Origin of the sequence: Nocardia sp. NBC_00565, assembly GCF_036345915.1 — a bacterium.
GTDB lineage: Bacteria > Actinomycetota > Actinomycetes > Mycobacteriales > Mycobacteriaceae > Nocardia.
The window spans coordinates 8,811,270-8,824,689 of the sequence record NZ_CP107785.1 but is presented as its reverse complement, the minus strand read 5'-3'; the positions used below and the strand labels follow the sequence as shown (position 1 = coordinate 8,824,689).

Annotated in this window: 12 protein-coding genes; 2 read left to right on the top strand and 10 right to left on the bottom strand. The window is 68.1% G+C overall.

Features of this window, described 5'->3' with window-relative positions:
* Window positions 1–8: 8 nt before the first annotated feature.
* Together mycP and eccD are read right to left on the bottom strand one after the other, a co-directional pair.
* Entirely contained in the window at window positions 9–1,442 is a 1,434-nt protein-coding gene (mycP, locus tag OG874_RS40355; protein WP_330252282.1) for a type VII secretion-associated serine protease mycosin, read from the bottom strand.
* Window positions 1,439–2,911 (bottom strand): type VII secretion integral membrane protein EccD, encoded by a 1,473-nt coding sequence (gene eccD, locus OG874_RS40350; protein WP_330252281.1) that lies wholly within the window; start codon window positions 2,909–2,911, stop codon window positions 1,439–1,441. The genes mycP and eccD overlap by 4 nt, the downstream gene beginning before the upstream one ends.
* A 264-nt stretch (window positions 2,912–3,175) precedes the next feature.
* Between eccD and eccA the strand changes: the two genes are divergently transcribed.
* Complete coding sequence (gene eccA / locus OG874_RS40345; protein ID WP_330252280.1) at window positions 3,176–4,996, top strand: type VII secretion AAA-ATPase EccA; 1,821 nt, start codon at window positions 3,176–3,178, stop codon at window positions 4,994–4,996.
* 6 nt (window positions 4,997–5,002) lie between these two features.
* Here eccA and eccB read toward each other — a convergent pair whose 3' ends face one another.
* On the bottom strand, window positions 5,003–6,508 hold the full coding sequence (gene eccB / locus OG874_RS40340) for a type VII secretion protein EccB (protein WP_330252279.1): 1,506 nt from the start codon (window positions 6,506–6,508) through the stop codon (window positions 5,003–5,005).
* Window positions 6,509–6,766: 258 nt separating this feature from the next.
* Between eccB and eccE the strand changes: the two genes are divergently transcribed.
* Entirely contained in the window at window positions 6,767–8,497 is a 1,731-nt protein-coding gene (gene eccE / locus OG874_RS40335; protein WP_330252278.1) for a type VII secretion protein EccE, read from the top strand.
* 301 nt (window positions 8,498–8,798) lie between these two features.
* Here eccE and OG874_RS40330 read toward each other — a convergent pair whose 3' ends face one another.
* The 7 genes from OG874_RS40330 to OG874_RS40300 form a co-directional block, all read right to left on the bottom strand.
* The gene (locus OG874_RS40330; RefSeq protein WP_330252277.1) at window positions 8,799–9,089 is read right to left on the bottom strand and encodes a WXG100 family type VII secretion target; all 291 of its coding nucleotides are present in this window, start codon (window positions 9,087–9,089) and stop codon (window positions 8,799–8,801) included.
* A gap of 48 nt (window positions 9,090–9,137) precedes the next feature.
* Window positions 9,138–9,440 (bottom strand): WXG100 family type VII secretion target, encoded by a 303-nt coding sequence (locus OG874_RS40325; protein WP_330252276.1) that lies wholly within the window; start codon window positions 9,438–9,440, stop codon window positions 9,138–9,140.
* Between the two features lie 68 nt (window positions 9,441–9,508).
* Entirely contained in the window at window positions 9,509–10,315 is an 807-nt protein-coding gene (locus OG874_RS40320; protein WP_330252275.1) for an ESX secretion-associated protein EspG, read from the bottom strand.
* On the bottom strand, window positions 10,312–11,295 hold the full coding sequence (locus OG874_RS40315) for a PPE domain-containing protein (RefSeq protein ID WP_330252274.1): 984 nt from the start codon (window positions 11,293–11,295) through the stop codon (window positions 10,312–10,314). The genes OG874_RS40320 and OG874_RS40315 overlap by 4 nt, the downstream gene beginning before the upstream one ends.
* 35 nt (window positions 11,296–11,330) lie before the next feature.
* Window positions 11,331–11,663 carry a PE family protein gene (locus OG874_RS40310; RefSeq protein ID WP_330252273.1) on the bottom strand — a complete coding sequence of 111 codons (333 nt, stop codon included), beginning with the start codon at window positions 11,661–11,663 and terminating at the stop codon, window positions 11,331–11,333.
* A gap of 31 nt (window positions 11,664–11,694) precedes the next feature.
* Complete coding sequence (locus tag OG874_RS40305) at window positions 11,695–12,981, bottom strand: hypothetical protein (protein WP_330252272.1); 1,287 nt, start codon at window positions 12,979–12,981, stop codon at window positions 11,695–11,697.
* 2 nt (window positions 12,982–12,983) lie between these two features.
* Window positions 12,984–13,289, bottom strand: coding sequence for a type VII secretion target (locus OG874_RS40300; RefSeq protein ID WP_330252271.1), 306 nt, complete (start codon window positions 13,287–13,289; stop codon window positions 12,984–12,986).
* Window positions 13,290–13,420 lie beyond the last annotated feature (131 nt).

Below are 13,420 nucleotides of genomic sequence, written 5' to 3'. Positions count from 1 at the left end.
GGGTCCCTCTACAGCTCTGATACTTCGGAATCGAGGTCGGCCCAGCCGCGGGCCCGCCGGAACGGAATCGACACCGCCGCACCGAGTCCCAGCACGATCAGGCAGGTGACCGAGCCGATGATCGCGATCCGACGCGGCAGTGGATCGGGTCCGGCCGGATGTACCGGGGCCGCCATGACGCGCGGGGTGTCGGCGCCGGTACCGATCGGCTTATCCGGCAGTTGCGCGGTGAGCGCGGCCAGCGGATCGATCAGGCCGTGCCCGACCCGATCGTCGCGGCCCGATCCGGGTGCGTGCGCGGTGCGGGTGATCCGCTCGATCACTTGTCCGGCAGTAAGTTCCGGGAAACGGGACCGGACCAGCGCGGCCAGTCCGGCGACATAGGGCGCGGCGAAGCTGGTGCCCTGGATGGATCCGGTGCCCTCCTGGGTGATCGCGCCGTTGACCAGTCCGGTGCCGCCCGGCTTGTTGTCCAGGGAGACGATATTGCGCCCGACGGCGGCGGCGCCGACCCACGGCCCGTGCAGCGATAGCGCCGAGGGCGAACCGTTCGGATCGATGGAGGCCACCGTCAGGACGTAGGGCCGGAACCAGGCCGGGCTCGCGATGGTCTGCACGCTGTCCCAGCCCGCATTATCGTTCTGCTTCTCGCACACGCCGCCGTTCTCCACATTGCCCGCCGCCGCGACCACCACCACATTGCGGTCGTAGGCGTACTTCACCGCCGCGCCCAGCGGGACGTCAGCGGTATCGGTTCCGACTGCGCTGCACGAGACTTCGGAGATATTGATGACGGTCGCGCCCATATCGACGGCACGCACCACCGACGCGGCCAAGGCGAGCACACTGCCATAACCGGAGCTGACCATGGCATCCGGCGGCTTATCGCCGCCCGCCCGATCCTTGCGTTCGTAGTGCGTGCTCAGCTGGCGGATGCTGAGGATCTCGGCATCGGGCGCGACGCCGACGAAGGCGTCGTCGGAACTGGGCCGGGCCGCGATGATGCCCGCGACCAGGGTGCCGTGACCGTCGCAGTCGACGGTGCCATCGGAGTCCGAGACATAGTCACCACCGGCTTGCAGTGCGGGCAGTCGCGGATGCCGGCTCACGCCGGTATCGATGACCGCGACCTTCTGTCCCGCACCGCGACTGAACTGCCACGCCTCGGGCAGATCGAGCACACGCTGCGGCAGCGGCGGCTCCGCCGGAGCGCCGCCGATCAGCGACAGCTCGGCGCACACGACCTTCTGCTCGGTCGGCTCCAACGGGGCGGGACGACCGCTGAGCGCCTGGGCGGGCCCGAGGGCCCCCATGTCGATGGTGGGCGGCGGCACCGCCACCACCGGGGCCGACCAGCCGCCGACGAACGCACCGAGAACAGCGGCGGCGCAGCCGATTCCGGTTCTGCGCCGCCAGCCGGGCAGGCTCGCCCGAGCAGTCATAGGTTCCGTGCCATCGAATACACGCCCATGATCCACAGCACCAGCGGGATCACCGCGACGATCAGCAGATATTCGGTGATCTCCATGGCCCGCCTCGTCACCGGCGTCACCTCGAGGTGCGGACCGATCACACCGAACACCAGCACCGCCGCGGCGAAGGCCAGCAACAGCACACCCGCCAGCAACAGCAGATCCGAATTACCCAGGGCCAGCCCCGTGATCAGACCGATGACGATGACGCTGCCGCCCGCGATCAGCACACCGGCCTGCACCAGGTCGGCGAACGAACGCCCGCGCAGGCTCACGATCACCGCGGCGATCACGGCGAGCGTAATCCCTTGCCAGCGTGCCGATCCCAGCGGTTCGGCGGCGCCGAGCGCACCGACCGCGCTCGCGATGGCGCAGGCGATGAGCATGCCGGTCTGATACTGGTTGGCGGCCCTGGCCCGCTCGCCGAGTCCGGCGGCCGAGGGCAGCGCGGTAGCGCCGATCGCGCCGATACCCTCGATGGTCGGGCGCGGTTCGTGATCGGCCGGATCGATCGCACCACCCGCGGTCGGCACCGGCGGGATCGGCAGCCGGGCCAGCGCCGCCGCCAGCCGCGGCACCACGGAGATCAGCGAAATCGCCACGACGAGCAGCGCGGCGGCGATCTTCGGCACATCGAAGTCCCAGATCATGCGCACCAGCGCGGCGACACCACCGAACAGTGCGACGGTCACCGCGGCCGCGCTCAACGCGGCACCGGTCGCGGTGGCGCGGTAGATGACCGCGGCGGCCACCAGCGTCACCGAACAGCCGAGCAGCAGCTGCGGACTGCCGAGCGCACCGGGCACGAACAGCGCTGCCCCGCCGAAGAACAACAGCAGTGCGCACAACGACAGCCAGGTGGCCGTCAACGGGTCCGCGTACTTGCGGGCCGCGATCGCGGCGGCGACCGTGGCCAGGATGGCGACGCCGGTCGCGAGGAACGGCGCGGCCAGGCCACCGCCGTGCGCACGTCCCGCGGCCAGCAGCAGCACCGCCGACACCACCGCCGATACCGCGGCGACCAGACCGGTCCAACGCGCCGCATTCGGCGACCAGCCGCGGAAATCGGCGGTGGTGAGCCGCGATACCGCGTCGATGACATCGTCGAAGAGCGCGGGTGATTCCTTCGCGGTGACCGAGCGCAGCACCAGCAGTTCGCCGTCGAACACCTCGGCCTCGGTGAGGCTGCGGCTCGGTGCGATGGCATCGCGGCCCAACCGGGCCAGCGTCCAGTGTTCGGTTTGCAGCGGCGTGCCACCGTCGTCGCTGTCCACCACATCGGGATTGCGGGATTCGATCAGGGTGACGAGATCACCGATAAAGGTGGCGATCGGCACTGTCGCCGGGAGGCCCACATCGAGCTGGGTATTTCCGCCGATAACGGAGACTCGGCACAGTTCGGGTTCGGCGGCGCGGGTGCCGCTCAACGGCTCGGTCAATTGCGCGCCGACCCCCGCTCTTTACCGAACGATCCGAACACTTGCGCCCAGTCCCCTACTTGTCGAACCAACTCTCGGTTCCACTCTCGCACGAACGCTCCCCGTGCCGCATGTGGTTGTCGCACACTTTGCAACCTACCGGTAGCAAACCTAATGTATCGGACGAGCCGAGCCGACGCGATCGCTAAGCTGGTTGGAAGATGAACGCGGCCAATCACGCAACAAAATAGATAGCTCCAACCAACACTTCGGGGTTTGACAGCAATGACCGGCAATCGCCAAGCACAACGGGCCTTCGACGCCGGAATCCTGTCGCTGGGCCTGACCATCGACGGACAAGAATCGGCCCGAGATCTCGAGTACGCGAAACTGGCGTTTCAGCGTGCCACCGAATGGGACCCGACCATGTGCGACGCCTGGCTGGGCCGGGCCGCGGCGGGCGAGGCCAGCACCGAGGTGCTCTACAACCTGTACAAGACCAGCGCGACAACGCTTTTCCGCGAACAGCGCAGGCTCGGACTACCGCAGCGGGCACTGGCCGGGCGCTTCCTGGCCGGGCTGTACATCGATTACCCCCTGGCCGGCTACACCGAGATCTGGCTGGCGCAAGCGGCACAGCTGATCTCGGAGAAGGAATACGACGAGGCCGAGCGGGTGCTCGACGATCTCGCGACGCACCGCGCCTCGATGCTGTCGGATACCGACCGCGAGATCGACGACCGCATCTGCGCGTATATCCGTGGCGTACTGCACTTCAACACCCAGCGCTGGCCCGATGTGATGGCCGTACTCACCGGATCCGCCGAATGGGACGACCCGTATCTGGCGGCGGGCGCGCACGTGATGGTCGGCTCGGCCTGTGCCCAGCTCGGCCTGTTCGGCGAGGCCATCCGGCGCATGGAACAGGCCGAGGCGGGCCCGATCCCGGCGGCGCGGACCACCGCGATGTTCTGCCGCGGCCTGTGCCTGCGCGAGACCGGCAAAGAGACCGAGGCACAGGCACTTTTCGAGAAGGTGTATTCGCAGGCACCGGATTTCGCCGCGAACACCGCCGCCATGCGCGACCGCACCTACCGGCTCACGGTCACCACGAAGGAGTCGATCGACGCGCGCACCGACCGCTGGGATCCGGTCTCGGCGCCCTCGGTCGAGGCGATGCAGACCGCCGACGCCGAGGACCGCGCCAAGAAGATTCTGGCCGACGCGCGCGCCGAGTTGGACAGGCAGATCGGCCTCGAATCGGTGAAGACGCAGGTGGCGAAGCTGCAGGCAACCGCACAGCTGGCCAAGATCCGCGCCGAGAAGGGCATGGCGAGTATGGCCCGCGGCAACCACCTGGCGTTCACCGGTCCGCCCGGTACCGGTAAGACCACCATCGCCCGGGTGGTAGCCAAAATCTATTGCGGCGTCGGACTTCTCAAGACCGATAAGGTCGTCGAGGCCAAGCGCGTCGACTTCGTCAGCCAGAATCTCGGCGGCACCGCGATCAAGACCGACAAGCTGATCGATACCGCGATGGACGGCGTGCTGTTCATCGACGAGGCGTACACGTTGATCCAGACCGGTCTGCAGGGCGGTGACGCGTTCGGGCGTGAGGCGGTCGACACTCTGCTGGCCAGGATGGAGAATGACCGCGACCGGCTGGTCGTGATCATCGCCGGTTACGACGGCGAGATCGACCGGCTGCTGGCCGCCAACGACGGTCTGTCCTCACGATTCGCCAAGCGCTTGCAGTTCCCGTCCTACACCCCGACCGAACTCGGCCAGATCGGCAGTCTGATCGCCGAGTCGCGGGATTCCGAGTTGTCCGAGGGGGCAATGGAACTGCTGATCGAGGCGTGTGGGCGGCTGTACGAGAGCGAACGCGTCGATCAGAGCGGACAGCCGCGCCGTGGTATCGATCTCGCAGGCAACGGTCGATTCGTGCGCAACATCATCGAATCGGCCGAGGAGGAACGCGAATTCCGCCTGGCAAATGACGATTCGCTGGATCTGAGTGCGGTGGACGAGGTGGTGCTGATGCGGATCGAGGCGCCGGATATGCAGGCGGCGCTCACCGGTGTGCTCGCCTCGCTGGGCGGTTAGTGCCCGTCAGTTTCCGACGGGCAGGATATCGCGCTCGACCAGCGCATCGTTCTTGGACAACGTTGGCCCCGGCACCAATTGGCCGATGATCGACCACGGGGCCAACCGCGGGTCGTCGGTCAGGCCGAGCACCTTGGCGGTGGCGACGTCCGGGATGCCGTAGCGAATGCCGTTGTCCGCCACATAGAACAGGCCACCGCGGCGCAAACTGCCCGGCTCCGTTCCGGTTACCTGCACGAACTCACCCGATGACGGCGGAATGTAGGCGGTGTCGACCCGATCGCCGGTGCCGTCGGAGGTGGCCAGGCGCACCGGTTGGGCCGAGCCGGGCAGTGGCAGCCGGTTGCCTGCGAGCAGGCCGAGGGTGGCACGGTCGGTGGGGCTTTCGGTCGCGTCGTTATCCGGTTCACATCCCTTCGCCCAGGTCAGACAGGTGACCGGGGCGTCCTCGGCGGACAGGATCTTCGGGGTGTTCGCCGGGAAGTGGTCGAGGGACAGCGTGTGCAGCACCGGCATATTGGTCAGCACGTCCGGCGGCTCCGCTTTGATCTCGCGCATACCTTGGGAATTCGCGGTGCGGATGACCTGCGCGGCGAAATCGGTGACGGGCTGCACACCGTCGGCGAGCACTACGTACAGCTGGGACTGATCGGTGCGGCCCATACCGCCGACGGTGATGACACCGCCGACCGGCACATCGGAAAGCTTTGCTGGGCCGGGCTGTCCGGCGCGCGGGATGTCCGGCACGGCCAGCGGCGGCACGGCGATGGCGGCATCCAGCATGCCGGTGCCGACCGGTCGCGGCTTGTATCCGGCCAGGTTCAGCGAACGGGCCATGACCGAGTTGCCCGGGTCGACCTCGGCGCGTTTGCCGTCGTAGATCAGGTAGGTCTTATCGCCGCGCCGCACCAGCAGCGCGTCCGAAGCGCCCATGGTCCGAATGCGTTCGTCCAGTTGGGGTTTGCCCGCGAAGATCGAGGTCTGCACACCCGTGGCCGAGGCCGCGCTGCCGGTGACCGAGAGCTGCACCGTTTCGCACAACGACCAGTCCGAGCGGCCGCCCTGCTTCGAACCGGGCAGCGCCGCCGGTGCGCCGGGGATGCCGAGCATCGGACCGCGCGGCAGCGACGAAAGTTTGGCGTCCTTCACCGACTTCGGCGATTCGCTGCTGCCGCTGATCAGCCGGGCCGAGGCCAGGTTGAGCACCGGATGCAGGCGCTTATCGTCCTTGTCCTGCGCGGACTCGGCCACCACGACATACAGAGCGCCGCTATCCTTGCCGATCACGATGTTCGCGTCGCCGATCGAACCCTGCGGGCGCAGAAACGCCAAGATGGCCGCTCCGGCCACCACCAGCAGGCCGAGGACCGCCCCGACCAGCATCGAACGCACCTGAGATCGCATGGGGTCGTGCAGCATCCGGACATCACGCCGGACCAGCGCGTGATCGAGCCGGCGCAGCAGAAAACGGTACCCGTTGACCTGGGCCTTGGTCGTCAGCTGAGCGGGCACATGGTCTCCATCGAACTACGGGAAGGAACAGGATAATTACAGTATCGTTCGGTGCGCCATGTCAATCCAGCGACAATCGGGCAAACAATTAAGGCCGTAGCGACTGCTTGCAGGTCGCTCGAAAAGATCAGCCGCAACAGCGTTGCGGCGCGGTACTGTTATCGCAATACTGGTCCGATTATCGTGGATGGGGCTGTGAACAAACGCGATACCGACTCCGGGGCGAACAGTCGAAAAGAAACCGGAAACGAAAACTCCGTGAACTCGACGAATACATCGTTACGTGATCCGGAATTCTGGCTGCTGCGCCAAATCCCTTTGCGACTGATGATCCCGCTCGCGCTGATCGCTGCGACGGCGGCCTGGATCGCCACCGCGCTCGGTGCGCCGACCGCCGCCGTCATCGCCATCGGCGCGGTCGTACTCATCGGCGGCGCGGTGCCGGTGCGCCGACGCGAGCCCCGCAATATCGTCGGCATCCTGGCGCGCGCGATCGCCTTTCGCTGGCGGCGGACCCGGCCCGGCCCCGCCGATACCGGCCAGGCCGCCTTCGATGTGCCGCTGCCCGAGGGCGGCAGCTACGGCGTGCGCTGGGACGGCGATCTGCTGCTCACCATGTTGCGCATCGACCCGCCACCGGATGCGCTGACGCTGTTGCGGCGCGGCTCGCTGTCCACCGACCAGGTGCTGCCACTCACCGAGATCGGTCGCTGCCTCAGCCAGTTCGATATCAACCTGGCCTCGATCGATGTGATCAGCACCGGCGCGCGGACCGCGGGCGGCGGTCCGGTGGCCCAGCTCTACGACCGCATCCTCGGCCCGCTGCCCGCCATCGCGTATCGCACGGTGTGGCTGGTGCTGCGGCTGGATCCGCTGGCCAATGCCGAGGCGGTGGACAACCGCGGCGGGGGTGGCGCCGGCGCGCTGCGGACCGCGATCATCGCGACCCGCCGGGTGGCCAATCGACTCGCCGCCCGCGACATCTCGGTCTCGGTGCTGACTGCGACCGAAATGAACAGCGCGGTGCGCCAACTCACCCGCGGCATCGCATTGGACGGTTTCGTCGAAACCCCGAAGTCGCTGGTACACGCGGGCATTCACCTCACCAGCTACGAGATCGGCCCGGAGCTGATCGGATCGCGCGGCTTCGCCGATATCTGGGCGACCCCGAGCCTGGCAACCACCGTGACCGTGCGACTGCGGCGGGGTACCGGTCGCCCGGGTGACGAGCCCGCTTCCCCGCCGATCACCCTGGGTGCGCTGGTCCGTTTCGACACCACGGCCGAACCGGTCGAGCCGCCCGTGCCCGGACTGCGCACGCTGCCGGGTGAACAGTTCCGCGCCCTGCTGGACTGCCTGCCCGCCCGCACCGCCCGCCGCGACGGCGACAGTGCGGGTAACTACCGCGGCCCGCTCGCCGCACTCGACGACATCGCGGTGCCCACCGCCGGTTGCGGTCAGCTGATCGGCGCCGATAACGCCGGCCAGGGCATCGCGGTGCCGCTGATCGGCGATGGCACCCGGCATCTCGAGGTCATCGGCAGGCTGGACCTGGCCCAGCAGGTGATCCTGCGCGCAATCGCACTCGGCGCGCATACCGTCGTGCACACCGACCGGCCCGAGGCCTGGCAGTCCATGGTCGCGAATGTCGATGCGCCGCACTCGCTCTCGCTCGCGCCACGGTTCGCGGGGGCTGGTCATAATGTCGCTCCGACACCGCCGCGGCCCGGCGTGCCCATCCCGACGGCGACCGTCGTGGTCTTCGATGGCATCGCGCCCACCGCGCTGACCGGCGGCGCGACCATCGTGCACGTCCGCGCGCCGGAACAGCCGGAGGGTCGGTTCGATGCCGATATCATTCTGGTGCAGGATGTTTCGGCTCCCAACCTGATCACGGTGCGGACCTCGACAGCGAGCGCGACGGTCAATATGGTCACCACCCCCGACGAGATGCGCTACATCGGCGAATCCCTCGCCGCGGCACGGTAATAACGCATACGGCCGGTCCGGGAGCACAACGCTCCGGACCGGCCGTATGGCTGACCCTTTCGAGCGACCCGCAAGCGACCGCTACGGCCCTTTCGAGCGACCCGCAAGCGATCACTACGGCCCTTTCGAGCGACCCGCAAGCGATCACTACGGCCCTTTCGAGCGACCCGCAAGCGATCACTACGGCCCTTTCGAGCGACCCGCAAGCGATCACTACGGCCCTTTCGAGCGACCCGCAAGCGATCACTACGGCCCTTTCGAGCGACCCGCAAGCGACCGCACGGGCCCTTGTCGCGCGTGCTCAGGCGCCGAAGCCGTCGCCGATCTTGCCGTCGGTGCCGAGCGCGCGGTGCAGCGAGTTCTCCACGGCCGCCGCGACATTGTTCAGCGAGGTGAGCGTGTCGCCGTACTCGGTGTGCCACGCGTCGTAGACCGTCTTGAAGCTGGCGTGGGCCACGTTGCCCTCCCACGCCACCTTGAGCACGCCGCCCGCGTCTTCCATGTCACTGCCGTACTTGATCAGGTCACCGTGCAGCGTGACCAAGTCGTTGTACAGGGCCTGCATCGGGCCCTTGGCGTATGCCATCGTCATGATATTTCCCCTTGCATCAAAGACTGATTGTGTTCTGGACCCGAACGATTACAGACTGATGTGCTGGAAGCCCTCTTGGTTTTCCTGCTCCATCTTGATGTATTCCTGGGTACCGTGACCGACCTGCTGGGTTATGGCATCGAGCTTCTTGTGCAGCTCCTGCGAGTGCTGGGCCCAGTTGGTCGAGGCCGCGACGAACGCCGCCTTCGCATCGCCTTCCCAGTGGGTCGCCGCGGCGACCTCGTCGTCGATCTTCTTCAGCGTCCGCTGCATGTTGTCGACCGCGGAAGCCATGTACTCCTCGGCCTTCTTCGCGGTCGCTTCTTCTACGTGTACACCTTCACCACTCATCGTGGACACCCTCTCCTGTAGTGATTCCAATGCCCGGCAACGATGTCGGGTGACATCGCCGGAAGGGTCTACTGCGGAAGCCACCTTCCCCCAGGCAAAGATTCGATCAGTGTCGAAATCGCTTGCGCGATCCGGTGATCGGTGCCCGGTGTCACCGTGGACCAGATCTGCTGATCCGCAGCAATCCCGGGCGCGGCCACAATGCGACCGCGTCCGGTGTCATAGACCGCGACCGCGCCGGGCGGCCGGGTGCTCGTGCCGTCGAGATGGGCATAGGCCACGATCTCGGCGAAGGTATGGCAGGAGGCGAAGGCCAGCCCGTAGGCGGTGGCATCGCGATCGGCGACGCCGAGGGCGTAGACCGCGTCCGCGTAATCCTCGGAGGTCCGCGCCGTCGCGAGCCGCTCGCTCAGCTCGGTCGACAGGGCGCTGAAATTGACGACCTCCGCGGGCGCGGACGGGCCGAGCGCATCCAGCAGCGGCCGCACCAGCGCCGCACCCGAGCCGTCCGCCCACACGGTGCGCACGTCGAAGGTGTCGCCGGTGCGCACCGCGACGGCATGGCTTTCGCCGCGACGGGCCAGGCAGATTCGGGTCACCACCGGCTGCTCGTCGGGGGTGCTGGCATAGCTGCGGGCGACCAGCTCGCGATCGGGCTGAGCCAGCGTGCACATGGCCTCGGCCAGTTCGGATTCGACCTCGCCCTCGGCGTCGAGCACGCCGGCGCCGCGCAATTCGGTCACCGCGCGCTGCTGGGCCGCACACCATTCGTCGAACGAATCCTGTTGCGGCCCAATTGAAAGCACCAGTGGCAGGGTCTGCACGCCGAGCCGTTCGGCGACCGCGAGCAGTCCATCGTTGGTCATGGTGGTCATGTGGCACCGCCGGATGCCGTCTGGCCGGTGGGCGCCGCGGGCGCTTCCGGTGCGCCGAGGACGGCCGGGGCGGCGGCGATACCGAGATCGGCGCCGATGGCGTCACCGGTCACCGCCGCCGCGCGCGGCGCGTACTCCTCGTCCTGTCCCGTCGCGCCCGGCGCCATCGCGCCGGGAACCATCGGCAGCGCACTGGCACTCGCGCTCGAGGTCGAAACCGGTTGCGGTGTCGCCATTTCCACAGGCTGGGGCGCCTCGGTGACGACCGGCGCCCGATAGGGCCGCAGTTTCGCGGGCGTCGCGACCGCAGCGAGGCCGCCCGGCATGAACATCCCCGGCGTGATCCCCGGCAGCGCGGGCATGGTCATGGACGGTCCGGACACCGTCGCGCTCGCCTCTTCGACCGCCAACGCCGCCGGCGACGCGATCACCGGCGGCTCCTGCTGAATCCAGGGTGTCGCCAACGGCTCGGTGGCCGCCTCGTAGGTCTGCATCACCCGCGAGGCCGCCGCCTTCGCCAGATCGGCGTCGGTATCGGTCTGCGCCGCAACGGCTTTCAGCGGTGCGCCGATCGCGCCGCCGATCGATTCGAGCATCCGCTGCACGGCCTGGATGGCCGCGATCTCGGCGGTGTGCGGCATGGTCAGCCGAGCCAATTCATAAGCGGCGGCCTGAGTTTCGGCGCGCGACGCGTTATTGCCCGCCGCCGTCGCGGCATCGGCGAGCCAGTCGCGCAACATCGAGACCCGGTCCAGCACCGGTCCGCTGGTGCTCGACTGCCATGCGCCGCGCAGCGCCGCGACGATCAGTTCGTATTCGGCAACCGCCGTACCGAAGCCGGCAGCCAGCCGGGTCCACGCGGCACCGGCCTCAGCCATCGGTACCGCGCCGGGACCGGTGGCCAGTTCGCGCGCCAGCCGATCCGGCTCGCGCGCGCCCCAGACCACACCGGTGAAACCGGGCTGCGGTGGTTCGATCATTGTCGCTCCGTGTCGTATTCGCTCGGTGTCGTACTTCAGGCCGCGCCGGGGACGCCGAAGTCGGCGACGCTGTCGTGCTCGGCGCGACCGAACTGCGCGGCCTGCGACCGCAGCGTCGCCGCCAACTTCCGCAGTTCCACGATTCCGGCCGCCGCGCTGTCGCCGTAGGACGCCGCGACATCGTTCATCGTCTGCGACGCCCGCACCGACACCTCGTCGGCACCCGAGGGCGGCACCGTCAGCGCGGGCGAGCCCTCCCGCAGTTCCGCTTCCAGCCGTGCCGCCAGTCCGTCGAGCCGGGCGGCGGCGTCACGGGCCGCCGCCGGGTCGAACAGCACACCATCGAAATCCCTACCGCCGCTTGCCATGGCAACCTCCTGAGTCGAACCCCTGTAACCGTCAGAGGGTGAGTTCCCTATCGGGTGGTGGCTCCGAGATCTGTTCGGCCGCGCCGACCACCGGCAGCGAGACCCCTTCGATCGGACCGACCACCTCTTCGCCGTGATCGGCATTGACCAGGAAGCCCGGCAGATCACCGCCCGCGTCCCCGGCCCCGCGCGCACCGGCGCCGGCCGCACCGTAGGGCATCATCCCCGGACTGCCCGGTGCGCCCGTTGTCCCGCGCACGGCAGCGGGTTCCACTGCCGTGGAACCGGTTCCGGATGCGCCGAAGCCGGGCATACCGCTGAGTCCGGCCGTGCGCGGACCGGTCCACGGGCTCAGCGGTGTCGATATCGGCGCGGCGCCGATGCCGCCGACACCAGCACCGCCGCCACCGCCACCACCCGCCGCCGCACCGGATCCGGTGCGCTCGGCCTCTTCCTTGTCCGCGCGCTCCTGCTGTTCCTTCGCGATGGTGTCGGCCTGCAATTTCTGCGCCAGCGTGGCGTTCTGGGTGGCGACCTGGGTGAGCGTCTGCGCGCCGGTCTGCGCCATCGTCAGCAGCGGGGTGAGCAACTGCATCACCTGCTGCATCGAGTCGACGCCCGTGGGCGCGTTGGTGACCTTGACCTTCTTGCCCGCCGCGGTCATATTCGCCGAGTGCCCGGTCATTTCGATCCGGGTCTTGGTGACCACCGCGACGCCCTCGGTGATCGCCTCCACCGTCGCTGCCGCGATAAACGCTTGTCCCGCACCGGTTACCAACCACGGCGACGCCGCGGTCACGGTGGCCGTGTACTTGGCGATGACGGCCGCCAGCATCGCACCGCCGGTCGCCACCGAGGTCGCGCCGCCGGCCAGCGTCGCCTTCTCCTGCGCGCTCTGGGTGGCCAGTTCCGCGCCGTTGTCCGCGGCCTGGCCGGCCTTGTTCGCCGCCTGCATCGCGGCCAAGCCCTGCCACAGCGACATCACCGTCTGCAGCGCCTGGGTACCGAGTTGGATCGCGGTCTGCGCGGCCTGGGCGGTATCGGCGAGCACCTTGGTCGGATCGGGTCCGCCGCCCGCGGTCGCGCCGAGGTTTCCGGTGCCGAAACCGCTCGCCATATCCGTGAGCGGGCGGGCCAGCGCGGCCAGATCGATCACCGGCAGCGGCGGCAGTTCGGGCAGCGGTGACAACCCGGAAAGGTTGGGCAGGGGCCCGAGGCCCATGTCCCGCAGAATGTCGTTGACCGGGCGATCGACCAGCGGCGCAAGGGCACTGCCGCGCAGTAGATCTACGATCGACGGGTCCAGCGGCGCATTCATTGCTACACAGCGCCGAATTCGGTGCCCGATGCCGCCTCGGCCGCCTCATAGGCGGCGGCGCCCTCATGCGCGGTCAACGCGGTACCCGCGTGCACACCGGCGAGTTCGAACACCGAACTCACGTGATTGGATTGTGCGTAGGCGAAGGCCATCAGAAAGTCCTGGCCGATCAAGCCGAATACCGGCGCGGCCGCCGCGACCGTCGCCACCTGGTCGAACGCACCCGCTGAGGCCACCCCGGTCGCCATCGCCACCGCCGCGTCCCCGTACGCGCGAATCGCATCAGGCGTTGCTACGACTTCACTCATCGTATTCCCCGATCCAGTAATGCAATTGACCGACACATAGAACCTATCAATTGTGTTGCAACGCCCGGAAGCAAATTTGCACAAACTTAAGGTTCTTGACAAGTACTACGGGGACGGAATGAACGTCGGGT

What these genes read in the sequence shown, in the direction of transcription:
- OG874_RS40325 (WP_330252276.1), bottom strand. Translation starts at nt 9,440, where the DNA reads ATGAGTGGTGAAGGTGTACACGTAGAAGAAGCGACCGCGAAGAAGGCC.
- mycP (WP_330252282.1), bottom strand. Translation starts at nt 1,442, where the DNA reads ATGACTGCTCGGGCGAGCCTGCCCGGCTGGCGGCGCAGAACCGGAATC.
- OG874_RS40310 (WP_330252273.1), bottom strand. Translation starts at nt 11,663, where the DNA reads ATGGCAAGCGGCGGTAGGGATTTCGATGGTGTGCTGTTCGACCCGGCG.
- OG874_RS40330 (WP_330252277.1), bottom strand. Translation starts at nt 9,089, where the DNA reads ATGACGATGGCATACGCCAAGGGCCCGATGCAGGCCCTGTACAACGAC.
- OG874_RS40320 (WP_330252275.1), bottom strand. Translation starts at nt 10,315, where the DNA reads ATGACCACCATGACCAACGATGGACTGCTCGCGGTCGCCGAACGGCTC.
- OG874_RS40300 (WP_330252271.1), bottom strand. Translation starts at nt 13,289, where the DNA reads ATGAGTGAAGTCGTAGCAACGCCTGATGCGATTCGCGCGTACGGGGAC.
- OG874_RS40305 (WP_330252272.1), bottom strand. Translation starts at nt 12,981, where the DNA reads ATGAATGCGCCGCTGGACCCGTCGATCGTAGATCTACTGCGCGGCAGT.
- OG874_RS40315 (WP_330252274.1), bottom strand. Translation starts at nt 11,295, where the DNA reads ATGATCGAACCACCGCAGCCCGGTTTCACCGGTGTGGTCTGGGGCGCG.
- eccA (WP_330252280.1), top strand. Translation starts at nt 3,176, where the DNA reads ATGACCGGCAATCGCCAAGCACAACGGGCCTTCGACGCCGGAATCCTG.